The organism is Thermoplasmata archaeon, from assembly GCA_038729465.1.
Lineage (GTDB): Archaea > Thermoplasmatota > Thermoplasmata > Thermoplasmatales > ARK-15 > JAVRLB01.
The window spans coordinates 86,196-111,011 of sequence record JAVYRZ010000003.1 but is presented as its reverse complement, the minus strand read 5'-3'; the positions used below and the strand labels follow the sequence as shown (position 1 = coordinate 111,011).

Here is a 24,816-nt window from a genome sequence, read left to right as displayed (position 1 = left end):
ATGTTTGTATTTTAAAAACAAAGATGTTTCAAATAAATCAGTGTATTATTCTATACATAACTCATTAAGTAATTGCGCATAATTTTCTTAAAGTTTTATTAGAATTGCTGAAACTTCTGAATTGTTCATTAAGTTCTAATACAAGATCACAAATTGATGAAAAATATGGATGTTCTAGTTTTCTTATAACTTTTCATACTCTTTCTATCGCATTAAGCTCTGGAAAATATGATGGTAGATATTCTAGTATTACATTACTATTTTCAAAAAATTCGTTTAGCAATGCTGCATAATGATACTTTGCATTATCTAGTATTATCTATATCTTTTTTTGGAGATATTTCCATAAGATAATCTCTGAATGTAATGGCGTTATAACCGGTTGTTATTTTTGTGTTTTAATTTATTTTTTTGATCTTTCTTTTGCAGTATATCCAGTAGCTTGCTCTAAAAATTCATTATATTTTTTTATGGTCTCTTCATAGTCATCTTTATTGTTATTGCTTTCTGTTTCTATTAACAGTTTATTGTCTTTCAAGATAATTTCTATCTTTGACAACGCTTTATAAGACACAATATATTTATCATTGTCCTTTTTGTATGTTCCAAATATAGTTTTTAATATTGTCTCTAGCTTTTCAGTATTAAGTTTTACAGATCTTTTTATACTGTATGATCTCATGGATAGGTCCTCCGCATAGTTCTTGGATAAGGTACTGCCAACTTTATATGTTCTAATCCTGCAATCCACATTACCAATCTATCAAGTCCCAGTCCAAATCCAGAGTGTGGTACAGATCCATATTTTCTCAGGTCAATATACCAGCTATAATCATTAGGATTAAGATGCTCTTTTTCAATTCTATCAAATAACTCTTTCGGCTCATAAATTCTCTCACCGCCCCCTATAATCTCGCCATATCCCTCAGGTGCCAGCAGATCATGGTTAAGCACCACTTTTGGATTATTAGGATCTGGCCTATGATAAAAAGGCTTTAATTCGATTGGATAGTTTGTAACAAATACCGGTACTTCAAATTTTTTAGTTATTGCATATTCTTCATCAGCACCCAGATCTGCACCATAGTCAATGTCTAAACCCACATCTTTTCCAATATTAATTATATCTTTATATTCAATTCTCTTGAATGGTATCTTTATATTTTGTAATATAGATATGTCTCTTTTAAGATACTTTAGTTCGTCAATTCTCTCATTCAGCACTGAACTTATAATATATTCGATCATTTTTTCTTCAATGTTCATCATCTCTTCATTAGATACCCAAGCCACCTCAGCCTCAGCGTGCCAGAACTCAGCAAGATGCCTTCTAGTCCTTGATTTTTCAGCCCTGAACGAAGGGGCGACAGTATAAACTTTTTCAAGAGCGTAAATAAAAGTTTCAAGATAAAATTGAGAGCTTTGAGTAAGGTACATTTTCGCTCCAAAATAAGGAACTTCAAAAAGTGTGGATCCGCCTTCTACTGCACTGCTTACAAACATAGGAGCCTGTACTTCATAATATCCTTCTTTTTTAAAAAATTCGTGCAGTGAATAAAATATAGTCGAGCGAATTTTCAAAATAGCGGTCATTTCTCTGCTTCTGAGCCATAGATGCCTGTTATCTGATAGAAATTCATCGCTTTTATCTTTAGTGATAGGAAATGGTTCAGCGCTGTTAACAACCTTAAAACTGTCGCAATCCAGTTCATAACCCGTAACAGCTCTTTGATCTTTTCGGAGTGTTCCTGATACTATTACTGAAGATTCTATTCCTGCTTTTTTAGCATTTTCAAAATCAGTATTTGATACATTATCTTTGGAAACTATGCATTGTATTATATTGCTAGAATCGCGTATTATAATAAATAGTATTTTTCCACTTTCTCTAGTTCTGTAAATCCAGCCTTTAAATTCTATTTTTTTATCTATATATAAATCATTTAAGCAACTATTTATATCCATAGTTAACACCAAAATGTAGAAGAATATTTATACTTTCTTAATTATATCACTATAATAATGGGTATTTCTATAAGTGGCGAAATTTTCCTAACTTTGCCTTACGATACTGACAGAAATTATGAGTCTTTAATTAGTGCACTTTATTCAGACGTATATAGATTGTATCTTATTACTACCGAAAAGGGTGAAAATTATGAAGCCTTTCCTACCGATCTGGCATTTTTATCTTTAGCGCCCAGAAGCCTGATCTTACCTATGGATATATTTTTGAAAACGTATCAAAAAAAAGAAGTCACTGAGCCATCAGAGATCGAAAAAAGCATGGCTGAATTCATTCCGAAGATCAAGGTTTATTCAGCAGAGTTAGAGCAGCCTTTAAAAGCTCTAAATGAGGTATTTTTAAAAATTTGGAACATAAATGCAATATATTTAGACAAAAGACCTGTTTTATGGTGTGATAACTGTCATACTACACTTACTAAAGCAGAAACTACTATTCAAGATCGCATAAAAAAGAAATTATATATTAAATTAAAGATTGATAAAGATATTTATTTTATTTGTAGAGACATTGATGAAATTATAAGAAACGTTAGAGGAATAAATGTAAATCCTCACGAAACATTTACTATCATGGCTTTTGGTACTGAAAAATGGATAGTACCTGAACGCATAGAAGATGATGTAAAAAACAAAATTGGTATATTTGCAGTAAATGTTTCGAAGAGCTCTGGCAGGATTATTCTCTCCTATTTTAAAGATGTCCCCACACTGAGCATTGAAAAGATGGCTTCTGGCCCTTTAGCTCCTTCAAAAAATAACGTACATTACGAATTAATGAAAAATATTGATTATCAAAAATACAACCCTGAGTTTGAAGTTATATATACAGAGCAAGTCAAGCTGAAAACAAGACATTGTATATATTGCAACGAGCCCGTTTCAATGCAGGAATTAGATGCTGTATATTTAAAGCCGACCATGATTAATTTCACTACTATTCCCGCAAATATTCTCAAAAACTTCAATTTTTCGAATCTATTAATCTCCAGCAATTTAAAAACTGTTCCGAAGATGCCTTTGTTAAAGTGCCATAATTGTGGTAAAGTAGAGATAGGAGAAAAGGAAAAAAAATGCAGTTGCGGAGGTGTACTTACTCTAAATTTCGGGTACGATCCTCACTTTTTAACAGTTGGTGTATATTATCTATTACGTAGTACAAAAAACATTGGTTTTTTATATAAATCTGAAATTGAAAAAAGGGCATCTTTATTTATGGCTTTTTCGCATTTGAGAACGCAATATTTTACAAAAATAAAAATAGTTCCGGTTATAAATCAGAAAATTGAAGATTATCTGACTCAATACGATCCTCCAACATTTAGATTAGGCGTATTACTAAATGAGAAATTAGAGCTTAGTGCTGATAGTTTTAAGAGCGCGCGTAAATTTATAAAGCGGATAAAAGATATAGTAAATTATTCGAAGATATATGGGGTTAGAGAGAGCTATGACTTAGATAGATGGATCTTATCTAAGCTTGAGAAAACAAAGCAAGAATATGTAAAAAATATGGATATGTTAAATTATAAAAGAGCCTTTGATTCATTAAAAAAATTTGTAGATTTTTATTTTTCAAAAACATATATAAAGCTCACCAGATTCCAGCCCTTACCAAAAGAATTAATATATGGTATATTTGTTCTCTCATATCCATTTATACCTTCAATTATAGACACACTAAAACTGAGCTATGGCTTTGAAAAATTAAATTTAAATTTGGGCGAGTTTGAAATTGATGAAGAGCTAGAAACTCAAATGCAAAAATTTTTAGATATTATTAATAGTGTTATGAGAATAAGAAAAAAGTACAATATACCATTAAAAAAACCTTTAAAAAGATTAGTGTTGGTAGGAAAGGATGAAGACCTTATATTTATAAATACTAATATTTCAAAGTTGTCAATTATGACAAATATCATTAGAATAAACACTTATCCTCAATGGCGGGAAATAGCCCTGAAAGTTGAAGCAAATAGAGAAGCTATAGGGAAAACATATAGACAGTGGCAAAGTAAAATCTCGGATTTATTAAGCTCTCGAGATCCTCTAAAAGTGAAAGAGGAAATAGATAGAGGCAGTTATGAGCTTGGAGTGGAAGGGCAGACGATCAGCATTACAAAAAATATGGTTAATTTTGTTCAGAAAGTGCCTGATGGCTACGAAGAATTTGACACTCCATTTGGAAAAGGGTATCTATATACCCTACAAGATGAACAAACTAAGAAATTGTATATTATCAATAAAATAATAAGAAGTATAAAAATTATGAGAAAGGATATAAATATGGATTATGATGATTATGTGGACATTTCAATAAGCGATATTTCTGATGTAAAAGATATGATAAATGCAAATAAAGAATATTTTTCAAGTAAATTGCTGTATAAAAAATTGAATTTTGACAGAGAGGTATCTGGATCATATATAGTTTCATGGAAGATCATAGAATACAATATAGATATTGGAATAACACCGTTGTTCCGGTCAAACGTATTAAAAGCTTTTGAACATATACCGGCAATAAATAAAGATCTAGCACTGAAATTATTTGATGCTAATATAACCAGTGTCTATGAGTTAATGCACCAAACTGTAGAATCTCTGCAATCATTACAAATAGATGAAAATATTGCAAGTAACATCATTGGATATCTAAAAAATAAGGAAAAATTTGAAGTGATTAGAGAAAACAACAAATATCTATGTTCGCTATGTGGCGCTGAACTAGAATTAAATGAAGATTATTGTCCCAGATGCTTGGCCCCTCAAAACTGGCAGAAAATAAGATTATCATGATTTTATCGCTGCTCTAGACTGATTTCGGATATATAAAACAAATTGTTTACACACTTTAAAGTTGCTGGTATTATGCGTTTTAAATAACAAATTTGCATAAAAAACGGCGTCTCTCCCTGAAAAGTTATTGCCTGTAAAAAAATATAGAAAAAATTTAAATATTGCCAATGTTATTTAGTATTGATGCCCGTGATAAACTCTATTTTTGAAAAAGGGATTATACAAAATATATTAATTCCCACAAATAAAAACCCGATCACTATGGGTGCTATAGATTATATCGTTTCTATGTTTCCAGATGCAAATTTTTTTATTTTAGGTGTTGTTGATATTACTGGTGAATCTACGCTTCTTTACACTTCATACTCTAGTGACCATTTAGATGTTTTAGAAAAACTAGAGCAGGATGCAATCAATGAAATAAAAGCTCAATTAGAAAAAAAACAGGCGAAAGTAGAAGATAGTAAGATCCTGTATGGACATCCAACAAATGCAATTTTGAAATATTCTAAAAAGAAAAATATTAATTTAATTGTTCTTGCAACCACCTCTAAAGTTGGCACAGAGATGATAAATCTGGGGTCTACAGCAAGAGGTGTAATTGTTAGAACTAGAATACCAGTATTGCTGATCCCGCCAAATGCAAAGCTAAGACCTGTAAAAACGGTTTTAAACCCTTCTACGTTCAGCAAGTACTCATTCAGAGCCAGCTTATTAGCATTGAGCTTCGCAAAACATTTTAATGCTTCAGTTAAGGTATTGGAAGTGGGTGGCCAATATAACGAGGGCATGTTAACCCCGATAAAAGAATATGCTAAAAATCAGGAAATTAATATTGAGTTTTTGCCAGCATCATCAAAAAACACAGTGGTTAAAGATATATTAGAGCTGGCAAAACAATGTGATATAATGGTTGCCTCTAGGGGAAGACGTGGAATATCCTATAAATTCAGGTACCTGCACAAAGATTTCTCTCTTGGAAATGTAGAAAAAACTGTAATATCACTCTCTGAAATACCAGTAATACTTGTTAACGAATAACTATTTTTTATATTTTATTCTGCTTCTGGATGATCTGGTCTTACTATAGCCTTGTTTTTTCTGGCCAAAAGCTCTAAAGTGCCTATAAAACCTCTTAATACTGGATATAGTGGGTACAGTGCACCAGTATCTCTCACATACTCTCTCAATATTCTCTTAGACTGTCTCAGCCCATGCGACATGCATACTTTCAAAAGCTCGATCTGTATATCTGACAGTTCATTTGCCTTAAACCAGTCTTTTTCTTTTAGTTTACCCATTGGCACAAAAAACATGGGCATAATCAATGCCTTAAAATCCCAGAGATCTTCAACAAGCTCTATAGTCTTTCTCACATCATCTTCAGTTTCTTCAGGCAATCCTGTGATCAGGGTCATTGCGGGTATGATATGTGCGTCAGCCATCAATCCTGCAGCTTCTTTGACTATTTCAGGCCATTTTTGAGTATCGAACGGGCTTGCCTTAGCAGGCATGATTATATTTGCAAGTCTAGGTGATCCGGTTTCTACACCTATCTCTACACCTATCCAGTCCTGATCCTGCAAAAATATCTCACTGATTCTGCTTATTGCCTTTGAATCCTGTTCTGCCTTTAACAGTCCCGCTACGCTGGCATGGCTCCATGCAAGTGTCTTAAAATGCTTTTTTGCAAGCTGGTGCAACTCTACAAGCTTGTCTCCGTTAGGAATCACTCCATTACCGCCATAAAGCATCAGATCGTCAGAATGTAATATTACTCCCTTTAAACCTTCTTTCTTATTTACTAGCATTTCTCTTTCAATCTTGTCAAAAGGATAGTATCTAAGCCTTCTTAAAGTAACAGAACAAAACTTACACCCTCTCGGACATCCTCGCATTACCTCTATTAATCCATTCACGCTTGCATGCTTTATCTCTGAAATTTCATTTATGTCAGGAACATCTTGCAATGGCATCACTACTTTCTTAGGCAATGGTTCATTATTGTACACTTTTTTTACAAGATCCACTACGATTTTTTCACCTTCGCCATCTACGATCGTATCTATGCCCCATTTCTCTCTCATATCTTCTCTGTAATCCCACTGCCATACAGCAGGACCACCAGCTATGATTTTTATTCCTCTTTTTTTTGCTTCTCTTATAGGCTCAGAGTCCATCATCCTTGCAAATGATCTGGCATTTAAAGGCTCGGTCTTAAATATCGAAGCGAAAGTGCTGGATGGAGGTCCAAATCCAAAATAATCATGATGCGACAGCATCAGGATCTTAGCATCTTTTAAATATGTGTCCAAATAATCAGGATCTATTACTGCTACGTCATATCCAGCGTCCAGTAATGCAGCCTCTATTTTTCTTATACCATAAGGTGCTTGAACAGGTCTTCCATTTACCGTCTTCATCTTCGGGGCAAAAATTTTAAGCCACAACGATTCAGGTAATACAATAGGAACCCCAGTGGCACCGAACCCCAAGAACTCTTTTCCGTGATGATTGCTCATCATGGTTCTATCGACCGTTATAACGATATCCACCATTTTTTCACCTATATCCATTTAGATAATTTTCAAATTTATTTAGTTCATTTACCAATTTTTCTTTTTTGTGCTGTATATTATCCTGTATTGATTCTAATGATTTTTTCAGCTTGATAGTTTTGATCTTTAAACGTTTATTAAGATAAACGTCAAGATTTATAAGAAAATCATTGTTTAGAGTATACATATATTTTTTTCCAATCTTTTTTCTATTAACAACCTTCTGTTTACAAAGTCTATATAATATTAAAGATATAGTAGATCTGCTGTATCTCGTCTTTTTTGCCAGGCTCTCTACAGTGAGCGGATTTGGTGTTAAACTCAAATATTCAATCAAAACAGTCTCATTTTTTCTTATTCCATAATTATTCATTAAATCTTGGAGATAACGTGATATTTTACTATTCATTGTCATTCAACTTCTAAATTTTATTGGAAGATTGTATAATAATTTTACATTTAAACTTTTTGTAGCTAAGTTTTCTAAATAAGATAATAATTATTATAATTTTTAAAAATGCATTAATTTCAAGATCATCTAAAATTTAATATATTATTCAAGCATGACAATTTAAGATGAATGAAAGCATTGAAATTGAAATCAAAGCACAGATTGAAAACATAAAGACTGTAGAAAATCAATTAATAGAACTAAAAGCTTTATTCAAGGAAAAAACAGTTGAAGAAGATCATTATTACCAGCATCCTTGCAGAGACTTCCAGGAAACAGATGAAGCTCTTAGAATCAGGATCTCTGGCAATCGATATTTTGTTACTTATAAGGGTCCAAAGATAGATAATGATACAAAATCTAGGACCGAACTTGAAATTAAGATTGAAAACCCTGAATCATACAAAAGATTGCTAGAGCATCTCGGCTTTAAAGAAGCGGGAACGGTATTGAAAACCAGAAAAACTTACACTTTTCGAGATTGCAGCATAATGTTAGATTCTGTCAATGAGCTTGGAGAGTTTTTAGAAATAGAATGTTTTGGGGACTTTGAACAATGCAAAAAATCGATTTTTGATATAGCAGCACTGCTGAAAATAAGCAAATTTGAAAGAAGATCATATTTTGAATTAATAAAAAATAAAAAATAAAAAACTATTTTTTGACCGGTTCCAGCTCAAATTTTTTGATTGTATAATTTCGTGGAGTTGAAAAGGGCCTAAAGTACTTTCCGTTTCCTTTGTAGAATTTTGAGAAAAATTCTACATAAATAAGCCTTGCTCCTTGTATTCCAGGTTCAAATACTGCAATTACAAGATTGAACATCTGTCCAAAGATCAAGATTACCAATCCCACTATTACAAAGAGTAGAGATTTGTGAATTGCATGTGTAAATATAAGATCTATCACATATGCCAGTATTACAGAAGACAGCAATATTCCAACAATTCTGGTGTATGACAGAATATGACTTATTATTGACGGAATCTCCATCATTCCCTGCCCACCTTCCATGAGCAGTACTGCCACAATTCCTGCAATCAATAACACTAACCCGATGAGCGAAGTAAAGCTGACCATTGGAGATAGAGACACTCTGTGTATCATGTTCAAGCCTATTATAGCAATGCCCCAACCCAGCATGAGCCATCCGATCTTTGCGATCGCACCTTTACGATGTTTGATATAAAGCTCATTGATAAACCCGAGAATCAACCCGAAAGATACCATGGCCAGACCAATATACCCGGATATTAAGAGCAATTTCGGCAAATTTGATACTAACTTGAACACTGTGAAAGGTAGCACTGCAAATCCGAAAAATTCATTAAATAACAATCCGAATATTATGGCAATGATCGAGGATGGAATCAGCGCCTTTGCTAGGATCCTGAGACTGTACTTGCTCATGATCATAAGCACAAACCTGCTGATAAATTTGGGAATCTTGCTGTTTTTAACAGGATGATTTAGCCTGTGCACAAGCCATAAAGAAATGCCTAATATCACAGCACCGTACCCCCAATCTCCGACCATTAATCCAAAGAATACGGGAAACACCAGCGCAAATATCAAAGTAGGATCAAACTCCCATTCCTGCGGCAATGAATAAAACTTTATAAAGAACTCAAATAGCTTGAATCTTTTGGGATTTGATAACATTGTTGGAGGTGTGTCTTTGGTCTCTACCTTATTAATGATGACCATATTATCAGATACTTTTTCTACAAGCTCAGCAACAATCTTAAAATATCGATCAGGTATCCAGCCTTCAAGTGCAAATATATCTTGGGTAGAAGATAGCTTTTCAGATACTTCCAATTTTTTGACCTCTATGTCAAGCTGCTCTCTTATCTGAACTACAGTTGCATAATATTGATCTGAAAGCTCATTAAGCTTTTTTCTGATCTCATCAAGCTCTTTCTGATATTCAGCCTGCTTCTCTAATAAAATATTTCGATACTCTTTCGGCTTGCCACTCATCACCGCGATATTGATTAATTTTAAGTCGTAACTATTCGCAATTTTAGCGAGCTCACTTTCGTTATTTATCGGAACTGACACTATATAATACTCGTTTTTTGCATCGATAACTGTAGATCCTGGAACTTCTTTTTGTACTATGCTCTTAATATCACCCTTCTTCAATTTCTCTATCAAAAATGAAACAAGATAGCTATTATTAAATATAGATAGATCATAGTCTATGTTCTGAAGCAGATCTACCGCAGACAACCTGTTTTTTATATCTTTAATCTCTGTTATAGCTTTTTCCTCGTCATTCTTTAATTTTTTAAGCACAGTTTCTATATTCACTTTAGATGCAGAATCTAATAGATGAGATACTGACTCAAAGAATTTTGGCTCTGACACGGGTCTGGGAGGCAATAAAGTCTCAAATCCCTTGAATTTCTGTAGATAATCATTTAATATTTTGTAGCTTTCCCCCATTTTCCCGGGTTCTAACATGGCATTTACATCTACTGCAACCTGTTCCAGTTGTATAATTCCCACATCATGTATGGCTGATATAATCTCCTCTTTCTTGCTGTTAGAACCTATGATCCTGAACCTATCCATCATTTCTGGCTTTAAAACCATTTTAACCAACTTCTAAATACTCGTTTAATAGCTTAGTTACAAGATTTTTCAGATCATTGTCCGAAATGGCTATCGATTTAGACGCTGCTCTCTTCTTAGCTTCATTTATTATTGCTTCTACCCTCTTGGAAATCTCTGCTTTAACTTTATTTATATGAGTAGTATAGTCATCTATCTCACTTTTTTCAATGTTCTTGATCTCAAGCTCTACCTCTTTTTTGAGATCGATAAATTTCTGTTCTTGTTCAATTTTAAATTCACGGATCTCTTTTTCAATTGTAAGCTCTTTTTCTTTAATAGTTTTTAAAGCTTCTAAGTCATCCATAATTTTATAACACCCCCAACAGAATTATAAGTAATATTATTAGCGTTGCTGTAAAATTAAAAATCATCGTGATAATTCTGATCTTTCTGAATTTCTTCATATTCTCATTAGATATTGGTATATTCAGATATCTTTTATAACTCCATTTATCTTTGAAATTATAAATATTAATCACCAGCCTCAACGCTCTGTTTTTCGACCATCTTCTTTTTAATGGTTTTTAAGGTTATAAATGTGTCTCTCTCAATCTCATCAAGCCTCATTCTTATATATTTTGCAGTATCTACTAGGCTTGGAATCAAAACGTTTTCAATTGCGTTGGCCCTGCGCTTGGTTTTGTCTATTTCGTACAATAACTTGCGCATGGAATTCTCTTTTTCAGCTATGTCCAGTAGCTGATTGTACACTTTCTCAAATTTATTTATGGCATCGTTAATGGATACCGGCACAGATGTAGCTCTGTATACGTTGGACAATACTGTTTTCTGGTCGCTAATCTTCAGCTCAGGAATTCGCACACCCATCACATTTTTAGAATTAACCGAAACTTTGGATTCTGAGGTCATATACGCAATAAGCTCTATGGCCATCGCTCCATGAAGTATTTCTGCCATCTTGAGCCTTTCCATTGCCTCCAAAATATCATTTCGAAGATTCTCACGCATACCTTTTACAGTCCTGCTTATTGCGAAAAACTCCATTACCAATGACGATCTTTTCATTTTTAATAAGTCCAGGCCTCGCTTTGCAAATTTGATTCTTCTAGTCGTCTTAATGAGCTCGATTCTTGTTGGCCTTATATCTAGATTTACCATTATTCCTTGCTCCATTTTCCATATTTTTTAATATGATCTCTCTTAACTCTTTTCATCTCTTCTTCTGGCAACATTGAAAGCAGTTCCCAGCCCAGCGATAATGTATTTTCAATAGTGCGGTCTTCATACAATCCCTGATTTATGTACCTTTTCTCAAACTCGTCCGCAAATTTCAGGTATAATTTGTCCTGCTCTCCCAATGCAGCTTCTCCTACTATAGCACTTAACGATCTCAGATCCTTACCGTTTGCATATGCAGAATATAATTGATCTGCCACACCCCTGTGATCTTCCCTAGTCCTGCCGCTGCCTATACCCTGATTCATGAGCCTTGATAAAGACGGTAAGACGTCTATTGGTGGATACACTCCTTTCCTCTGTAAATCTCTAGAAAGCACTGTCTGCCCTTCTGTTATATAGCCTGTTAGATCTGGAATAGGATGCGTTATATCATCGTTGGGCATTGTCAAAATTGGGATCTGTGTAATAGATCCTTTCTTGCCAATAATCTTACCTGCACGTTCATAGATAGTGCTCAAGTCCGTGTACATATATCCTGGATACCCTCTTCTGCCAGGTACCTCTTCTCTTGCAGAGGAGATCTCTCGCAATGCTTCACAATAGTTTGTCATATCTGTTAATATTACTAAAATGTGCAGATCTTTTTCATATGCAAGATACTCTGCAGTCGTTAATGCCATTCTCGGTAAAATGATTCTCTCCATTGACGGATCCGATGACAAATTTAAAAACATGACCGACTTCGAAATAGCTCCTGTATTCTTAAACTCATTGACAAAATAGTTCGCTTCTTCACTGGTAATGCCCATAGCACCGAATATTACTGCAAAACTCTCTTCTTTGCCAAGCACCTTTGCTTGCCTGGCTATCTGCGCAGCTATCATATTGTGCGGTAGCCCACTTCCAGAAAAGATTGGCAATTTCTGACCCCTGACAAGTGTGTTCATGCCATCTATTGAAGATATTCCGGTTTCTATGAACTCAGATGGCTCTTCCCTAGCATACGGATTGATTGCGTTTCCAACCACTTCAAATCGCTCTTTTGTTAAAATTGCAGGACCGTGATCTATAGGCTGAGCTAGCCCGTTAAATATTCTTCCTAGCATCTCATCAGAAACTGAAACATTTGCTGTTTGCCCTAAAAATTTAACCTTTGTGCTGCCTGGATTCATACCTGATGTAGGCCCAAATACCTGTACAATTGCCAGCCCTGAACTGGTATCAAGTACCTGCCCTGTTCTCGTCTCTCCACTTTCAAGTGTGATTTCTACCAGCTCATTATATGCTGCATTTGCTACTTTCTCAACAAATAACAGTGGCCCGCTGATCTGCGAAATAGATTTATAACTTACATCTACCATCTTTTAAACCCCCATCAAAGTTTCAAATGAAGATTTTATCTCTTGCGACAATGATTTTTGATATGCTTCGATATCTGATTCTTTTACTTCTTTCATTCTCGAGATCTTCTCTTTTACCGGCACTGCCTGAATCTTAGATATTTCTATACCTTTCTCCACAGCACTATTCTGGTATTTACCCATATCTAATATAGTGCTTAACATTAGATACTGTTTCTTTAACGAGCAGTATGTATCAACATCGTCAAAAGCACTTTGCTGTAGAAAATCCTCTCTTATCATCTTTGCAATATTCAATATCACTTTTTCTTTATCAGGAAGTGCATCGTATCCAACAAGCTGAACTATCTCTTGCAATTCGGCCTCTTTCTGTAAGATGTTCATTGCTTCCGAATAAAGATCGTTCCAGTTTGAGGCAATGTTGCTGTTATACCATTTTGCTAATACATCATGATATAATGAGTAACTGTTTAACCAGTTTATAGATGGAAAATGCCTTCTTGAAGCTAAAGATGCGTCTAATGCCCAGAACACTCTCGTTACTCGAAGCGTGTTTTGAGACACCGGTTCTGAAATATCTCCTCCTGGCGGAGATACCGCACCTACTATTGTTATAGATCCAAATCTGTGATCGGGAGCGATCACTTCCGCATTGCCAGATCTCTCATAAAACTCAGATACCTTTCTTCCAAGATAGGCTGGGTAACCCTCTTCTCCTGGCATCTCTTCTAGCCTGCCCGATATCTCACGTAATGCTTCTGCCCATCTGGACGTACTATCAGCCATTATCGCAACATCATAACCCATATCCCTGTAATACTCTGCAATAGTTATTCCCGTATAAATACTGGCTTCTCTTGCAGCGACTGGCATATTAGAAGTATTTGCAATCAATACTGTCCTCTCCATTAAAGGTTTTCCGCTTTTAGGATCTTTCAGTTCAGGAAAAGTTGTCAAGATTTCAGTCATCTCATTACCACGCTCTCCACAGCCCACATATACAACTATATTGCTGTCTGCCCACTTAGAAAGCTGGTGCTGTACTACTGTCTTTCCAGATCCAAAAGGACCAGGCACGGCTACGGTACCTCCTTTTGCCACCGGGAAAAAAGTGTCTATCACACGCTGCCCCGTAACCAAAGGTATAGATGGTGGAAGTTTTTGAGAAACTCTTCTTGCAATCCTCACTGGCCAATCCTGTTTAAGTTTTAAATTGACAGGACCAGAACTGGTTTTCAATACTCCAATAGTATCTGAAACCTTGTATTTGCCACCATTGATCTCATCAATAACACCACTCATTCCGAATGGAACCATTATCCTATGCATAATCAAGCTAGTTTCTTGAACAGTGCCTATAATCTGACCCTCTACAACTTTATCTCCTTTTTTTACAACCGGTACAAATTCCCATAATGTTTCCTCGTTTAAAGGATTAGCAGTTAATCCTCTCATTATAAAGTTTCCACTTTCTTTCCTTATAACATCCAGCGGTCTCTGTATTCCATCATAAATGGAGGTTAACAACCCCGGACCAAGCTGTACAGATAACGGTTTCCCGGTATTTTCAGCAATCTCGCCCGGTCTTATACCACTGGTATCTTCATACACCTGTATTGTCACTTTATCTCCCGAAATTCGTATAACCTCGCCAATTAATCCTAACGATCCAACTCTAACTACATCATACATTTTCGCTTTTTCCAGGTCATCAGCGATTACCACCGGCCCGGAAACTCTTACAATTTTACCCATAATAATTCACCTTCCTATATCTACACCTAATATCCTCTTTGCTAGACTGCTTACAGATTCTTCTTCACCAGTTTTTAATAGTGGAATAAAGACTACAAGAGGTTTAGTAGAAAGCTCTATAGACTCTATTAACCTCTTATCCATATACTGTTTTAAACTTTCTGATAGCATAATCAATGAATATTCATTTGATTTATAAAGTTCTAAAAACTTATTTACCCCCTCTGCACCATCATATATGTAAGAATGCTCTAATCCTATTAATCGGAATCCCAATGCCAAAGCTCTCTCGCCTATTACCGCGATCTTTCCGTCTTCTTGGATTTTAGACATTCTTATTCACCCTTTTATTATAAGTTCTGCTATTTTCTCTTTTTCTAATAGATAATTTTTTCCTACAACTATAGCTCTTAAATTCTGCCTTTCAATCTCTGACCTTAATATAAATGCAAAAATAGAGCCAATAGATAATGATTGAGAAGATAATATCTCTAGATATCTCTTATAAATTCCAGCTTTTAATTCAATTTCAAAGCCACTTAATTGACCTGTCTCCTGATAAGTCTTTAATGCTTTGTCAAATATAATTTTAGATTCTAGTTTATTACATATCTCTTCAACGTTCTCGCTTTTATATAGTTCTTCCATGTATGAAATCAATAAATTACCGTAGGGAATAACATTGCTAGCAATATCCGCATACTTTACTCCGAGATCTTTAGATTTGAGAATCATCATCAAGTTCTTGCTGTCTATATCTTCCCTAAAGTATCTGATTAAAGGCCCTTCATCGCCTCGATAATATTTTAAGCTCTCCATCAATTTAGTGTAGAAATATGTGTCCAAGGAAGATAACATATTAGAGATGTCTCCAGTCTTTCTATATGTATCAATATACTGAATCAAAAGAGAACCATATCCAAATTTGGATAAGTAGTTAGCAATATCTTCAATCGAATCCTGAGACATAAGTATTTTATAATCTTCGTATGAAATAGTTCCTCCAAATATTCCCATGGGAATATCCCTAAAGCTAACTAAAAAAGACTCATTCTCTTTTAAATTATAGCCAAGCAACTTCGAAGACAAAATTGATTTAATATTCTCAATATCCCATTTTGAAAAATAAACCTTCAGTAAGTCTTTAGACAAGGGTGGCATGGCAAACATTGCTATCTTATTTTTTTTTATGAGATGCCTATTAAGAACCATCTCTAACAGATCTGGATTTTTATACAAAGAAATGAGAGATGTAATATCTTCTTGATATGGCGTCGAAGAAAGTGCATGCATAATATCTTCCAAACTGTTGAGCTCTATAAGATGGTTAATAAAATCAGATGATAAAAACTCAGTCTGATAAACTTTTACGCGTCCATATGCACCTGAGTACGTAGAATCCATCTAATGTTCACCTACAATATTAGATAATTCCATAGCTATGCGCTCTCTCAAATTTTTAATAATTGAAGAAATTGTAAGATCCACTTCTTTATCTTCTGATTCTGCAATGATCCCGCCATACTTGTCAACGCTATCCTTTACAATAGTTACTGAAGAATCAGTAATCAAGTTTGCGTCTGCTGAATTTACCTTAACTGTGCAATTAGAACCTAAAAGCTTCTTAGAAACCTGAATCATCTTGTTTAAAATTTCCTTGTATTCTGCTGTATCTCTAAGATTCTCCAGGATAATAACTCCTTTATCTACATTGATATTTATAAGTTCTGCAACTTTATCTCTTACAATCTTCTTCGCTTCAAATTCGGCAGCATCGAGCTCTCTTTTTTCTATTAAAAGTGCTTCTTCATTCTTTTTCCTGGAATATAGGTCTTTTATTTCATTTATTTTTTTCTCCTTCTGGACCTTCACATCATTAATCTTTTTAGTGTACTCATCTATAATTTTATTGATCTCTAGAGTTTTGCGATTTTCTATTTCCTGTATTATATTTTCAAGAGACATACTTATCCCGCTTATAGGATATGCAACAACAAAATTATTCCGAGCACAAATCCGATTATCCAGAGGGTTTCAGGAATAACAAAGAAAAATAGCACCTGTCCAAATTTTTCTGGTTTCTCTGCAATTATACCCATACCTGCTGCACCAATACCTTGTTGAGCAAGACCAGTACCTATCAGTCCACCAGCAATGGCTATGCTAGCCGATATTGCCAGTAAAGCAGATGTATAATCTACAACCATATAAAATTCACCAGTTAGTTAAATGATTACCAATATTTAAATATTATCTTATTTCTGCATATATTTTAAATGGTTATTTTTATTTTATAGCTAATTAATAAATAAAACGTGCAAAAAATATATATAAAAGTTATAAAAAGATATTAATCAACATTTTATTTCTAAAAATTGTAATATTAAACGATTTTTTAAAAAAATATATCTCATATGTAAATTAAAAATTTTCAAAGATGAACGGAATCTATACTCTAGTTTAATCAAAAGGTATAACAGACATAAAGGTTATGCAAATTAACAAGCAGAGACTCCTAAAACACTATCCTAATAATATCAGAGTCTAAAGGTTCCAATACTGAAAAAGAATTAAAATCTGAGATCTTTTACTATGAAAGAACATAGAAAAAGATACGGATAACAGCAAACACATGACGAATAATCGATCAATGCCGCACCATGAGAGCTTGAAATAGAGGTTAATTCTCAGATCATGTTGTATCAAGGCACTGCATTTTAAAAAAAATAAACTATATAAAAAATATTTTTTATTAATTTTAGAGCGAGCGTGAGGGGATTTGGACCCCTGATCTACGGCTTAGGAGGCCGTTGCCCTATCCATGCTAGGCCACACGCCCTTTTATTCTGAAAAGTTAAATTGCATTATAATATTTAAAAAATCGTTTTTACGACCACTTAAAAAGATGAAAATTAAAATTAGGGTTGTTTGATAAGATGAATAAAAAGGTGAATATTTGCGTTGGTAGATAAATTCATTGAAAATGATAAGATTTATAAACAGAGTAGTAATAATTAGTATTTATGAATTATATCCTTTTATTTGCATCCATATTCGGATTTGCGATTTCAGTATTTTCAACAATATTACTTTCTGTGGCGTTTAACAAACTAAAAAAAAGATCATTTTATATATTGTTATTGACTTACTTCTTTTTTTCCCTAAGCTTCTTATTTTCTATGATGAGCTATTTTTACAATTTCGATTTTTTAGTTTATTCAACTATTTTTGAGACCTTGGCATTTTTTATTATTTATATTCAGTATTTCAGAAAAGAGATAATATTAGCTGCATTACCATTGATGATCGTTTATAATCTTTTACTTGTGCTTTCTCTTTACTTCCTTGTTTATAACAGCATCATTATATTAAAACAAAAAACCAAGGAGCTTTATTCACTTGTAGTATTTTCTTCGTTTTTGTTGTTCATTATTTCTGTGGGATTGAACATGTTTAATGTTGTTGTAAATAATGGCGTAATTCAAATATTATCAATGCTATTTTTAAGTGCTGGAGTAATAATGTTTTTTGTACCACTTTACATTGTACTTTTAAGGGGAACAAATGAGAAAAAACAGGACTGAAATGGGAATAATGCTTGAAATATTGACCAGCCTGGAAGAAGGAGATGAAACGATAGGAGATATTTTAAAAAAGGTGAATGTGCCATATACTAGATTAGTTACTTACATTGGAGTTTTAAAAGAAAAAAAATTGATCGAAGAAATAGATGGGACCAACAGCTACAAAATCACCAGAGAAGGCCTAGCTTTTATCACTGAAACCAAGAAATTTACGAAGTTACTTGATATTTATGGCCTTAGATTTTAGCTGTGATTGCACCGAAAAATTTAAAACTTGAAGGATTATATATCTTTTTATTCACTAGGAGGAAAATAAAAATGCCTAGAAATATAGTTGTAGAAGAAAATGATCAAAAAGCGGTAATTGAGCGAGATGTAGAGTTGGTAGAGCGCAAAGGAATAGGACATCCTGATAGCGTGGCCGATGCACTATCTGAGTCTGTTAGTAGAGCATTAAGTAACTATTATTATAAAAACTATGGAAAGGTTCTGCATCACAATACTGATGAAACACAGGTTGTGGGTGGACAGAGTAAACCAGAATTTGGAGGAGGAAATATGCTAGAACCTATTTATATATTATTGGTTGGACGTGCTACTACTAAGGTGAATAATGATAGGATCCCATACCGAACTATAGCGCTAAAAGCTGCCAGAGAATATTTAAGAAATAATTTTAAAGATCTGGACACTGACGAAGATGTTATAATAGACTGCAAAATTGGGCAAGGATCTGTGGATCTAACCTCTCTGTATTCTCAACAGAATCTTTCAAATGATACTTCCTTCGGGGTTGGTTATGCACCGCTCTCAGAGACAGATAAGCTCACATTAGAAACTGAAAAATATATAAATGGTAGCTTAAAAGAGACCATGCCAGAAATAGGATATGATATAAAAGTTATGGGCGTGAGAAATAAGGATGTAATAAATCTTACTGTTGCTGCAGCATATGTTGGAAAGAGAGTAGCTTCTCCGAAAGAATATAATAATTCAAAACTGGAACTGAAAGAAAAACTGCTAGATTACTCTAGAAAGTTTACGGACAAAAAAGTAAATATATTTGTCAATACTGCAGATCTAGAAAAATTCTCGAGCTACTATATAACCGTGACCGGTCTCTCTATGGAAAATGGAGATGATGGTTCAGTGGGTAGAGGAAACAGAGTAAATGGTTTAATAACACCTTATCGTCCGATGAGCATGGAGGCTTCTGCGGGTAAGAACCCGGTAACGCATGTAGGTAAGCTTTATAATATACTCTCATTCAAAATTGCAGACAAAATCTACGACACTGCCGGTGGCGATCTAAAAGAAGTAAATGTCAGAATCGTATCACAGATCGGAAAACCAATTGACGAGCCTCAGGTTGCAAGCATACAGGTTGTGCCTAATGCGAATGTAAATATTAATAAATACAAGAGAGAGTTTGAAAGTATTGCGGACAGTTATCTCGCAAATATTAGTGATCTAACAATGGAACTAATGAGCGGAAAAATACCATTGTTTTAAAAAATAAGGATTTTCCACATCAAAAATGCATTTTCGTTGTTAGTATAGTAATGCGGAATAATATTCGCAATTACATATTTTCTTTTTTGATAAAACTGGATTGCTTTATAATTTGAAACGCGCACTTCTAATCTTATAGTTCTGATACCATTAGCTATAGAAAGCGCTTCAAAGTTATTAACTAGTTTGGATCCAATTCCTAATCCTTGATAATTTGGATTTACAGCTAGCATCAATATTCTACTTTCTTTTGCAGATAATCTAGCTCCGGCTAAAAAACCTACTATATTATTGTTCATCTCTGCTACTAAGAATCCCTCAGGCCATTCACTATATATATCAAGAAAAAGATCTATGGAATACTTTTCATCCAAACTCATATCCGCTATTTTTATTATATTAGAAAGTGAGTCTATATTGAACTTTCTGATTATTATATTCCCAGATACTGCAAAAGCCACGGTAAGACATTATTCGCAGTCATATATAAATTTTATTATTGTATCTTGGGTGAAAATTGACGGTTGGATCATTTTTTATCCTGTGTTAGCATAGTGCATATTTTTTAATCTTTTTCGAGGTATATTACTGACACAATAGATGCGGTTCAAAAATACGTATTGTACATAAAAAATTGAAAAAATATTATTTATCCAACTATATATTACCGCCATAGCCACAGCAAAACATTTATAAAAACGTGTATGATATATCATCTTTGTTATGATCCTATCAAAACGATATTTTGGTGTCTTTGAGCATAATAGAGACTTATATACTTTAAATTATTCACAAGGATCTCTGTTTGGAGAGAGAGTTTTAAAGATAAATAATCAAGAATATAGGTACTGGGACCCATATAAAAGTAAATTATCCGCTGCTCTGTACAAAAATATAGGACTTTTCCCTTTTAAGAAAAATTCAAACATCTTATATCTCGGTGCCTCATTTGGGAATACTGTTTCTTTCTTATCAGACATCTGTGTTGAGGGAAATATTTTTGCTATTGAAAAATCTGTGAGGTCTTTTAAATCATTATTGAGTCTTGCAGAAAAAAGAAAAAATGTGTATCCTATATTAGAAGATGCAAATCATCCTGAAAAATATGAATTTTTTATAAAAGATATAGATATAATATATCAAGATATAGCCCAGAAAAATCAGGCAGAGATATTTAATAAAAATGTCAGGTTTCTATCACATGGAGGCTACGGGATCTTGGCACTTAAAACAAAAGCAATAGATGTGACTAAATCTGCAAAGCAAGTTCTTGAGATAGAAAGAAAGAAATTAAAGAATGTGAAAGAAACTATAAATATTGAACCGTATGAAAAAGAGCACTATGTACTGGTGAGCAAGTATGATTAGGAACAAAAATATACTAATTACTGGTGGAGCAGGCTTTATAGGCAGTAATTTAGTAGCAAGATTAATAAAAGATAATAACATAGTAGTATTTGATAATTTAAGCAGTGGAAATATTGATCTTTTGAAAGATTATATGAACTTAAAAAACTTTAAGTTTATCAAGGGGGACCTTTTGGCAAAGGAAGAAGTAAATCCTGCCCTTGAAAATATTGACATAATATTTCATTTAGCTGCAAATCCGGATGTTAGAATTGGAGCTTTAGATACAGATATTCACTTAAAACAGAATGTAATAACCACCTCAAATTTGTTAGAAGCTATGAGAATCAAGGACGTAAATAACCTTATTTTCACTTCCAGCTCTACGGTTTATGGAGAGGCTAAATTAATGCCCACACCCGAAAATTACGGACCATTGATACCGATATCTATGTACGGGGCGTCAAAACTGGCAGCAGAGGCATATATTACTGCATATTCCCAGAATTATGGATTAAGCTCTGTGATCTACAGATTTGCCAACATTGTAGGTGAGCACGGTACACATGGGGTTATATATGATTTTATTCACAAACTTCTGTTAAATCCAGATAGTTTAGAGATTTTGGGAGATGGCTCTCAGTCTAAATCATACCTATATATAGAGGAATGTATTGACGCCATAATATTTGGGTTCGAGCACAAAAAAGAGTTTGTTGAGATATTTAATATAGGTTCTGAAGATTATATCAATGTAAAAGATATTGCAAGTATTGTTGTAAAAACAATGAACTTAAAAAATGTAGATTTTAAATTTACAGGTGGTAAAGATGGAAGAGGATGGATCGGGGACATTAAGGTTATGATCCTAGATATAAGTAAAATCAAAAGTTATGGATTTGTTCCACATTATAATTCAAGGATATCAATAGAACTAGCTGCAGAGAGTTTATGGAGGGAGATAAAAAATGGACCCAAAAGTTAAAATTCCAACAGAGGTTCCAGACTTTGACAGTATCGTAAAGGGAGGGTTACCTAATGGTTCTCTGATCATTTTGACAGGAGAGCCTGGTGCAGGTGCTTTAGAATTTGCTTTAACCTCGGCGATAAAGCTTAGTGACTCTCTGGGAGACGATAAAAAAAGGGATTACGAAAAGTATGGAAATATCGTACATATTCCCAATAAAACACATTATATTTCCTTTTCAAGGTCAAGAGAGGAGATTGAAAGAAATATAGATCTTATCTTTGATCAGGATTTTATATCTGATTTTAAGAACACACTTATTTTCAAAGATTTTTCTAGATTATATTTTAAAAGGAGTAAAGTGCCTAAAAACTGGATTGGAGAAAAAAGCAATATCTTTAAAGAAGATAAAGATCTGCTCAGTGAATTTGTAGACTATATAAATGAAAACGGAGACGATAGTATAGTAATTATAGACTCATTGACTGACCTTATAATATCCCCCTACATAGAACAGAGCGCTGTTATAGACATTATTAAGGGACTGCAAAGATTTACAAAATCGAGAAATGGAATAACATATCTAATGCTAGCAGAGTCAATAGTAGATAAACGTTTAGAGGCAATATTATATGATACTGTTGATGGTGTAATAGTATTTAGATGGCAAGGATATGAAAAATATTATATACGCTCGAGATACATGTATGTTTTAAAGTTTAATGGGGTGTTATCTCACTTGGAAGAAGAGAAGATTGTAAGGTTTGATACTTCTCTAAACAATAAAAGAGGGTTTGTAGTAGTAGATACTGAAAGGATCAGGTGAAAGAATGAAAATAAAAACTGGCATTAGCGGGCTTGACAATATGTTAGAGGGTGGTATCCCAGAGCATGAATGTGTTGCAGTACTGGGAGAATTTGGGACAGGAAAAACAACACTGGCATTGCAATTTATTTGGGAAGGGTTGGTAAACGGTGAAAAAGGAATCTATATAAGCTTGGAAGAAAACAGTGAGGATATTGCAAAAAATTCAGCAGTTTATGGCTGGGACATAGATTCATATATTAAAGAAGATAAGCTACTGGTGATAAAGCTTGATCCCGAATCTGCTTTAAACACAGTTGAGAGGATAAACAGTGACCTTCCGGAACAGATAAGAGAATTTGGTGCAAAAAGATTGGTATTAGATTCTGTATCTTTGTTAAGCATGCTTTTTGATACTGATGCAGAAAAGAGAAAAGGAATTTTTTCACTGGTAAAAGCTATTAAGGAATCTGGTGCAACATCAATTATCACTGCAGAAGTAGATCCTAGAAACCCATCAAGTTCTAGAGATGGATTAATAGAGTATGTGGTGGATGGAGTTATTCTCTTAAAATATATCGAGCGTGCAGATGAACTGAGGTTAACTATGTGTGTTATAAAAATGAGAAGAACTAATCATTCTAGAAAAATAAGACCTTACTATATTACAGATAAAGGTATAGAAGTTCTTTCAGGTACAGAAACATATTAAAAAAATAAAAAATATTATTCTGTAAAACTCTCGCTTATCGGGTACTTTTCTTTTATATGGTTTATGAGCAAGTTTCGGTCTCTCTTTAAGTGAGATTCATACCATTTAAGTATCAGATCAGAGAGAATATTATGTATCTCATCGATAGAGGACTTAGAGACTAAATTATCGTATAATATATGTTTTGCGTAAGTTCTTTTCCAGCCAGAATATTTATAGTACTTTTCACCTTCAAAAAACTCGAAGGTAATCTTAATTTTTTCTCCATCAGGACCTAGCTCATACATCATCTTTAGTGCATCGCCAGTTCTGTCATCTTCTCTCGTTGTATCTACAAAAGAGATGCTATTCAAAGCTCCAAAGTTATATTCATCCCTGATTTTCCAATTAGTAGGATAATCAGTAAAAGAGGCCCAGTTTGTAGCTGGTGGATCTAAGGTAAAGTGCACGTTCACATCAACGAACTTAAGGTAAATTTTCCAGAGATCCTGGACCATTTCTATATTTATGCTTCTTTTCTTGTCTGATTCTAAATTATATCCTTTTAAAATCTCTTCCGATTTCTTATTTAAGTCTGATTGTAATTTTTCAAACCAGTCTTCCTGTTTAGATTCTTTTGTTACCATGATTCATCCCTACTTACAGTAATTAATATCTATTTATATAAACCTTATGATTATATAGTCTATTATAATGCTATTTTTTAAATGATTTAATTTCTAGGCAACTGAAGATAATATACATTCAAAGTTATTTTTATATGCTTTTAAAATCTGAGTTTACGCTAAAACTGTAGATGCAAAAGCTTTGCAGACTGGTCCCATATCAGATCAATAATTTTTCAAACAGTGCAGATTCATTACTTGCATGCTTCAATTAAGTTGTGCATATTCAAAGAATAAAGCAAATATTAATCTTACGTTTTTATTTATATGATCTTTTTAAAAGACATTGTAAAAGCTTTATTGATATGATCTAGCTTGCTATCATCTGTTCCACATCTTTTGACTGTTTCATCGCTTCACCTGATTGCCCTTTCTCATTTTATGAAGGGATCGTATCAGCCTTGTTCGACCCCGTCTTGCTATGTTTATTGTTGCATTTTCGGTTCTGTCAATTATCAAGTCACATTCTTCACATATCATAGTTATGCAATGCTCTTTTCGAGTCAATGACCC

The 24,816-nt window shown here is 33.7% G+C and carries 26 protein-coding genes and 1 tRNA gene; 10 read left to right on the top strand and 17 right to left on the bottom strand.

Annotated elements, in window-relative coordinates; all coding sequences use genetic code 11:
- Positions 1–403 precede the first annotated feature (403 nt).
- Entirely contained in the window at positions 404–682 is a 279-nt protein-coding gene (locus QXQ25_01975; protein MEM0160474.1) for a DUF5611 family protein, read from the bottom strand.
- Positions 679–1,965: an asparagine--tRNA ligase gene (asnS, locus tag QXQ25_01970; protein ID MEM0160473.1), complete on the bottom strand. Its 1,287-nt coding sequence runs from the start codon at positions 1,963–1,965 to the stop codon at positions 679–681. Before asnS ends, QXQ25_01975 begins: the two co-directional genes overlap by 4 nt.
- A 57-nt stretch (positions 1,966–2,022) precedes the next feature.
- Here asnS and QXQ25_01965 point away from each other — a divergent pair, with 57 nt between their 5' ends.
- On the top strand, positions 2,023–4,824 hold the full coding sequence (locus tag QXQ25_01965) for a class I tRNA ligase family protein (GenBank protein MEM0160472.1): 2,802 nt from the start codon (positions 2,023–2,025) through the stop codon (positions 4,822–4,824).
- Between the two features lie 183 nt (positions 4,825–5,007).
- Positions 5,008–5,865 carry a universal stress protein gene (locus QXQ25_01960; GenBank protein ID MEM0160471.1) on the top strand — a complete coding sequence of 286 codons (858 nt, stop codon included), beginning with the start codon at positions 5,008–5,010 and terminating at the stop codon, positions 5,863–5,865.
- 14 nt (positions 5,866–5,879) lie between these two features.
- On the opposite strand, the gene QXQ25_01955 is transcribed toward QXQ25_01960, so the two are convergent.
- Together QXQ25_01955 and QXQ25_01950 are read right to left on the bottom strand one after the other, a co-directional pair.
- Positions 5,880–7,382, bottom strand: a complete 1,503-nt coding sequence (locus QXQ25_01955) for a radical SAM protein (GenBank protein MEM0160470.1) — start codon at positions 7,380–7,382, stop codon at positions 5,880–5,882.
- Positions 7,383–7,386: 4 nt separating this feature from the next.
- The gene (locus QXQ25_01950) at positions 7,387–7,755 is read right to left on the bottom strand and encodes a BlaI/MecI/CopY family transcriptional regulator (protein ID MEM0160469.1); all 369 of its coding nucleotides are present in this window, start codon (positions 7,753–7,755) and stop codon (positions 7,387–7,389) included.
- A gap of 203 nt (positions 7,756–7,958) precedes the next feature.
- On the opposite strand from QXQ25_01950, the gene cyaB reads away from it, so the two are divergent.
- Positions 7,959–8,483, top strand: coding sequence for a class IV adenylate cyclase (gene cyaB / locus QXQ25_01945; protein ID MEM0160468.1), 525 nt, complete (start codon positions 7,959–7,961; stop codon positions 8,481–8,483).
- Positions 8,484–8,487: 4 nt separating this feature from the next.
- Here cyaB and QXQ25_01940 read toward each other — a convergent pair whose 3' ends face one another.
- The 10 genes from QXQ25_01940 to QXQ25_01895 all read right to left on the bottom strand — a co-directional run bounded on the left by QXQ25_01940 (position 8,488) and on the right by QXQ25_01895 (position 17,550).
- Entirely contained in the window at positions 8,488–10,434 is a 1,947-nt protein-coding gene (locus tag QXQ25_01940; protein ID MEM0160467.1) for a V-type ATP synthase subunit I, read from the bottom strand.
- A gap of 1 nt (position 10,435) precedes the next feature.
- Positions 10,436–10,759 (bottom strand): hypothetical protein, encoded by a 324-nt coding sequence (locus QXQ25_01935; GenBank protein MEM0160466.1) that lies wholly within the window; start codon positions 10,757–10,759, stop codon positions 10,436–10,438.
- 167 nt (positions 10,760–10,926) lie between these two features.
- On the bottom strand, positions 10,927–11,574 hold the full coding sequence (locus tag QXQ25_01930) for a V-type ATP synthase subunit D (protein MEM0160465.1): 648 nt from the start codon (positions 11,572–11,574) through the stop codon (positions 10,927–10,929).
- Complete coding sequence (locus QXQ25_01925) at positions 11,574–12,956, bottom strand: V-type ATP synthase subunit B (protein ID MEM0160464.1); 1,383 nt, start codon at positions 12,954–12,956, stop codon at positions 11,574–11,576. Before QXQ25_01925 ends, QXQ25_01930 begins: the two co-directional genes overlap by 1 nt.
- Before the next feature lie 3 nt (positions 12,957–12,959).
- Positions 12,960–14,711: a V-type ATP synthase subunit A gene (locus QXQ25_01920; GenBank protein ID MEM0160463.1), complete on the bottom strand. Its 1,752-nt coding sequence runs from the start codon at positions 14,709–14,711 to the stop codon at positions 12,960–12,962.
- A 6-nt stretch (positions 14,712–14,717) separates the two neighbouring features.
- Positions 14,718–15,044 carry a V-type ATP synthase subunit F gene (locus QXQ25_01915; GenBank protein MEM0160462.1) on the bottom strand — a complete coding sequence of 109 codons (327 nt, stop codon included), beginning with the start codon at positions 15,042–15,044 and terminating at the stop codon, positions 14,718–14,720.
- A gap of 6 nt (positions 15,045–15,050) precedes the next feature.
- Entirely contained in the window at positions 15,051–16,115 is a 1,065-nt protein-coding gene (locus QXQ25_01910; protein MEM0160461.1) for a V-type ATPase subunit, read from the bottom strand.
- A complete protein-coding gene (locus QXQ25_01905) occupies positions 16,116–16,676 on the bottom strand; it encodes a hypothetical protein (protein MEM0160460.1) in 561 nt (186 codons plus the stop codon). It abuts the gene before it with no gap.
- Between the two features lie 11 nt (positions 16,677–16,687).
- The gene (locus QXQ25_01900) at positions 16,688–16,918 is read right to left on the bottom strand and encodes an ATPase (protein MEM0160459.1); all 231 of its coding nucleotides are present in this window, start codon (positions 16,916–16,918) and stop codon (positions 16,688–16,690) included.
- A gap of 557 nt (positions 16,919–17,475) precedes the next feature.
- A tRNA-Arg gene (locus tag QXQ25_01895) sits at positions 17,476–17,550 on the bottom strand.
- A gap of 184 nt (positions 17,551–17,734) precedes the next feature.
- Here QXQ25_01895 and QXQ25_01890 point away from each other — a divergent pair.
- The 3 genes from QXQ25_01890 (at position 17,735) to QXQ25_01880 (ending at position 19,807) form a co-directional block, all read left to right on the top strand.
- On the top strand, positions 17,735–18,295 hold the full coding sequence (locus QXQ25_01890) for a hypothetical protein (GenBank protein ID MEM0160458.1): 561 nt from the start codon (positions 17,735–17,737) through the stop codon (positions 18,293–18,295).
- Entirely contained in the window at positions 18,276–18,542 is a 267-nt protein-coding gene (locus QXQ25_01885; GenBank protein MEM0160457.1) for a winged helix-turn-helix domain-containing protein, read from the top strand. Before QXQ25_01890 ends, QXQ25_01885 begins: the two co-directional genes overlap by 20 nt.
- A gap of 71 nt (positions 18,543–18,613) precedes the next feature.
- Complete coding sequence (locus QXQ25_01880; protein ID MEM0160456.1) at positions 18,614–19,807, top strand: methionine adenosyltransferase; 1,194 nt, start codon at positions 18,614–18,616, stop codon at positions 19,805–19,807.
- Here the strand turns inward: QXQ25_01880 and rimI are convergent.
- The gene (rimI, locus tag QXQ25_01875; protein MEM0160455.1) at positions 19,804–20,268 is read right to left on the bottom strand and encodes a ribosomal protein S18-alanine N-acetyltransferase; all 465 of its coding nucleotides are present in this window, start codon (positions 20,266–20,268) and stop codon (positions 19,804–19,806) included. The genes QXQ25_01880 and rimI overlap by 4 nt on opposite strands.
- 262 nt (positions 20,269–20,530) lie before the next feature.
- On the opposite strand from rimI, the gene QXQ25_01870 reads away from it, so the two are divergent.
- From QXQ25_01870 to QXQ25_01855, 4 genes are read left to right on the top strand one after another with little or no spacing between them, the layout of a single operon-like run.
- Positions 20,531–21,175, top strand: a complete 645-nt coding sequence (locus QXQ25_01870) for a fibrillarin-like rRNA/tRNA 2'-O-methyltransferase (GenBank protein MEM0160454.1) — start codon at positions 20,531–20,533, stop codon at positions 21,173–21,175.
- Positions 21,168–22,139, top strand: a complete 972-nt coding sequence (locus tag QXQ25_01865) for an NAD-dependent epimerase/dehydratase family protein (protein MEM0160453.1) — start codon at positions 21,168–21,170, stop codon at positions 22,137–22,139. Before QXQ25_01870 ends, QXQ25_01865 begins: the two co-directional genes overlap by 8 nt.
- Positions 22,123–22,947, top strand: a complete 825-nt coding sequence (locus tag QXQ25_01860; GenBank protein MEM0160452.1) for a recombinase RecA — start codon at positions 22,123–22,125, stop codon at positions 22,945–22,947. The genes QXQ25_01865 and QXQ25_01860 overlap by 17 nt, the downstream gene beginning before the upstream one ends.
- Before the next feature lie 4 nt (positions 22,948–22,951).
- A complete protein-coding gene (locus QXQ25_01855; protein MEM0160451.1) occupies positions 22,952–23,638 on the top strand; it encodes a KaiC domain-containing protein in 687 nt (228 codons plus the stop codon).
- Positions 23,639–23,652: 14 nt separating this feature from the next.
- Here the strand turns inward: QXQ25_01855 and QXQ25_01850 are convergent, their stop codons facing one another.
- On the bottom strand, positions 23,653–24,264 hold the full coding sequence (locus tag QXQ25_01850) for a hypothetical protein (GenBank protein ID MEM0160450.1): 612 nt from the start codon (positions 24,262–24,264) through the stop codon (positions 23,653–23,655).
- A gap of 387 nt (positions 24,265–24,651) precedes the next feature.
- Positions 24,652–24,810, bottom strand: coding sequence for a hypothetical protein (locus QXQ25_01845; protein MEM0160449.1), 159 nt, complete (start codon positions 24,808–24,810; stop codon positions 24,652–24,654).
- Positions 24,811–24,816 lie beyond the last annotated feature (6 nt).

What these genes read in the sequence shown, in the direction of transcription:
- QXQ25_01880 (MEM0160456.1), top strand. Translation starts at nt 18,614, where the DNA reads ATGCCTAGAAATATAGTTGTAGAAGAAAATGATCAAAAAGCGGTAATT.
- QXQ25_01975 (MEM0160474.1), bottom strand. Translation starts at nt 682, where the DNA reads ATGAGATCATACAGTATAAAAAGATCTGTAAAACTTAATACTGAAAAG.
- QXQ25_01885 (MEM0160457.1), top strand. Translation starts at nt 18,276, where the DNA reads ATGAGAAAAAACAGGACTGAAATGGGAATAATGCTTGAAATATTGACC.
- QXQ25_01850 (MEM0160450.1), bottom strand. Translation starts at nt 24,264, where the DNA reads ATGGTAACAAAAGAATCTAAACAGGAAGACTGGTTTGAAAAATTACAA.
- QXQ25_01860 (MEM0160452.1), top strand. Translation starts at nt 22,123, where the DNA reads ATGGACCCAAAAGTTAAAATTCCAACAGAGGTTCCAGACTTTGACAGT.
- QXQ25_01960 (MEM0160471.1), top strand. Translation starts at nt 5,008, where the DNA reads ATGCCCGTGATAAACTCTATTTTTGAAAAAGGGATTATACAAAATATA.
- cyaB (MEM0160468.1), top strand. Translation starts at nt 7,959, where the DNA reads ATGAATGAAAGCATTGAAATTGAAATCAAAGCACAGATTGAAAACATA.
- QXQ25_01910 (MEM0160461.1), bottom strand. Translation starts at nt 16,115, where the DNA reads ATGGATTCTACGTACTCAGGTGCATATGGACGCGTAAAAGTTTATCAG.
- QXQ25_01920 (MEM0160463.1), bottom strand. Translation starts at nt 14,711, where the DNA reads ATGGGTAAAATTGTAAGAGTTTCCGGGCCGGTGGTAATCGCTGATGAC.
- QXQ25_01950 (MEM0160469.1), bottom strand. Translation starts at nt 7,755, where the DNA reads ATGAATAATTATGGAATAAGAAAAAATGAGACTGTTTTGATTGAATAT.
- QXQ25_01930 (MEM0160465.1), bottom strand. Translation starts at nt 11,574, where the DNA reads ATGGTAAATCTAGATATAAGGCCAACAAGAATCGAGCTCATTAAGACG.
- QXQ25_01955 (MEM0160470.1), bottom strand. Translation starts at nt 7,382, where the DNA reads ATGGTGGATATCGTTATAACGGTCGATAGAACCATGATGAGCAATCAT.
- QXQ25_01965 (MEM0160472.1), top strand. Translation starts at nt 2,023, where the DNA reads ATGGGTATTTCTATAAGTGGCGAAATTTTCCTAACTTTGCCTTACGAT.
- QXQ25_01925 (MEM0160464.1), bottom strand. Translation starts at nt 12,956, where the DNA reads ATGGTAGATGTAAGTTATAAATCTATTTCGCAGATCAGCGGGCCACTG.
- QXQ25_01940 (MEM0160467.1), bottom strand. Translation starts at nt 10,434, where the DNA reads ATGGTTTTAAAGCCAGAAATGATGGATAGGTTCAGGATCATAGGTTCT.
- QXQ25_01865 (MEM0160453.1), top strand. Translation starts at nt 21,168, where the DNA reads ATGATTAGGAACAAAAATATACTAATTACTGGTGGAGCAGGCTTTATA.
- QXQ25_01915 (MEM0160462.1), bottom strand. Translation starts at nt 15,044, where the DNA reads ATGTCTAAAATCCAAGAAGACGGAAAGATCGCGGTAATAGGCGAGAGA.
- QXQ25_01935 (MEM0160466.1), bottom strand. Translation starts at nt 10,759, where the DNA reads ATGGATGACTTAGAAGCTTTAAAAACTATTAAAGAAAAAGAGCTTACA.
- QXQ25_01870 (MEM0160454.1), top strand. Translation starts at nt 20,531, where the DNA reads ATGATCCTATCAAAACGATATTTTGGTGTCTTTGAGCATAATAGAGAC.
- QXQ25_01905 (MEM0160460.1), bottom strand. Translation starts at nt 16,676, where the DNA reads ATGTCTCTTGAAAATATAATACAGGAAATAGAAAATCGCAAAACTCTA.
- QXQ25_01855 (MEM0160451.1), top strand. Translation starts at nt 22,952, where the DNA reads ATGAAAATAAAAACTGGCATTAGCGGGCTTGACAATATGTTAGAGGGT.
- asnS (MEM0160473.1), bottom strand. Translation starts at nt 1,965, where the DNA reads ATGGATATAAATAGTTGCTTAAATGATTTATATATAGATAAAAAAATA.
- QXQ25_01890 (MEM0160458.1), top strand. Translation starts at nt 17,735, where the DNA reads ATGAATTATATCCTTTTATTTGCATCCATATTCGGATTTGCGATTTCA.
- QXQ25_01900 (MEM0160459.1), bottom strand. Translation starts at nt 16,918, where the DNA reads ATGGTTGTAGATTATACATCTGCTTTACTGGCAATATCGGCTAGCATA.